Source organism: Bradyrhizobium sp. BRP19, from assembly GCF_020194195.1.
GTDB classification, from domain to species: Bacteria; Pseudomonadota; Alphaproteobacteria; order Rhizobiales; family Xanthobacteraceae; genus Bradyrhizobium; species Bradyrhizobium yuanmingense.
Map to the genome: position 1 here is coordinate 1 of NZ_JADYVZ010000066.1, position 2,019 is coordinate 2,019.

General features: G+C 63.7%; 2 protein-coding genes and 1 pseudogene. All 3 read left to right on the top strand.

The window, feature by feature from the left end; all coding sequences use genetic code 11:
- A pseudogene (locus I6F36_RS38485) lies at positions 1 to 94 on the top strand (short-chain dehydrogenase); the annotation flags it as partial.
- A 12-nt stretch (positions 95 to 106) separates the two neighbouring features.
- Positions 107 to 1,288 carry an acyl-CoA dehydrogenase family protein gene (locus I6F36_RS38490; protein ID WP_225173243.1) on the top strand — a complete coding sequence of 394 codons (1,182 nt, stop codon included), beginning with the start codon at positions 107 to 109 and terminating at the stop codon, positions 1,286 to 1,288.
- A 22-nt stretch (positions 1,289 to 1,310) separates the two neighbouring features.
- On the top strand, positions 1,311 to 2,019 hold a 709-nt coding region (locus I6F36_RS38495; protein WP_225173244.1), incomplete at its 3' end, for an acyl-CoA dehydrogenase family protein.

Sequence of the window (2,019 nt, forward strand, 5' to 3'; positions counted from 1 at the left end):
GGCCGTCGCCGGCGCCTACTGGCAGCTCTACCAGCAGCCAAAGACCGCCTGGACATTTGAGCTGGAGATCCGCCCGTTCGGCGAGAAGTGGTAGGGAGCCGGTTCGATGGAGCTCGCATTGTCGCCGGAAGATGCGGCGTTTCGCGATGAGGTTCGCGCATTCATCAGGGATCACTACCCCGAGGAAATGCGGGTTCCGAATCCCGAGACCGATCTGACCAAGGAACAGTCGCTGCTCTGGCATCGCATTCTCTACAAGAAGGGCTGGATCGCGCCGCTGTGGCCGAAGGAATATGGCGGCCCCGGCTGGTCGATCACACAGCGCTTCATTTTCGAGCAGGAGACCTCCCGGGCCGGGACGCTTCCGCCGCTGGCCTTCAGCGTCACCATGGTCGGCCCCGTCATCTACACCTTCGGCAACGAGGCGCAGAAGACAAAATTCCTGCCACGGATCCTGTCCGGCGAGGATTGGTGGTGCCAGGGCTATTCCGAGCCGGGCTCCGGCTCGGACCTTGCGACCGTCAGAACCAAGGCGGTGCGTGACGGCGAACATTATGTCGTCAACGGTCACAAGACCTGGACCACGCTCGCCCAGCATGCGGACTGGATCTTCTGCCTCGTGCGCACCGATCCGAATGCGAAGCCGCAATCCGGCATCTCTTTCCTCCTGATCGACATGAAGTCGCCCGGCGTCACGGTGCGACCGATCATCACGATCGACGGCAGCCACGAGGTCAACGACGTCTTCCTCGAGAACGTCCGCGTGCCGGTCGAAAATCTGGTCGGCGAGGAGAACAAGGGCTGGACCTACGCCAAATTCCTGCTCGGCAACGAACGCACCAGTATGGCTGGCATCGGCCGCTCCACCCGCTACATCAACAAGCTGAAGCAGATCGTTAAGGCCGAAATCCCGGCCGACGATCCCGCGCACCTCGAATTCCTGCGCGACATCGCCCGCATCGAGCTTGACGTGCTGGCCCTGGAGGCGACCGAGCTTCGCGTCGTGGCACAGATGGCGCGCGGCATTGATCCCGGCCCGGCGGCCTCGCTGTTCAAGATTCGCGGCACCGAGATATTCCAGGACATCACCGAGCTCACCCATCGCGCAGTCGGCAATTACGGGCTTGCCATCCGCGAGCACCCGGCCAGCGCCAACCATTTCATGCCGGGCCCCGACTACGGCCATACCGTGTCGGAGAAATATCTCAACGCGCGCAAGCTCAGCATCTACGGCGGATCCAACGAGATCCAGCGCAATATCATCGCCAAAGCCGTGCTCGGACTTTAGCCACACGGATCGGGAGGAGCGGATGGATATTCAGTTCACGGAAGAGCAGGAATTGCTGCGGTCCAGCGTGCAGCGCTTGCTGCGCGACCAATACGATTTCGAGGCGCGGCGCAAGATCGTGGCGAGCGAGGAGGGCTTCAGCCGCAAGCAGTGGGACGCTTTCGCCGAACTCGGCCTGCTCGCCGCGCCGTTCTCGGAAGACGCCGGTGGTCTGGGCGGTGGCCCGTTAGCGACCATGATCATCATGCATGAGTTCGGCCGTCACCTCGTCGTCGAGCCCTTCGTCGAGACGGTGGTGCTGGCCGGCGGCCTGATCGAGCACGCCGGCACGCCGGAGCAGAAGCAAGGCTTCATCCCAGGCATCATCGACGGGAGCAAGATCTGGACACTCGCCTGGATGGAGAAGGAATCTCGCTTCGACCTTGCCAAGGTGATCACAAGGGCGCGGCGCGAGGGGAGCGATTACGTTCTGACCGGCGCGAAGACCATGGTAATCGCGGCGCCCTGGGCCGACTATCTCATCGTCTCGGCACGGACCTCCGGCGACGACCGTGACCGCGGCGGAGTCAGCCTGTTCGTGGTCGACCGGCGCGCCGCTGGACTCGATCTCCAGAGCTTCAAGACGATCGACGGCCGCAGGGCCGCCGAGATCAGCCTGCGCGAGGTCCGCGGGCAATTGATCGGGCGCGAGGGCGAGGGCGTCGCCTTGCTGGAAGCCGGTCGCGACCGCG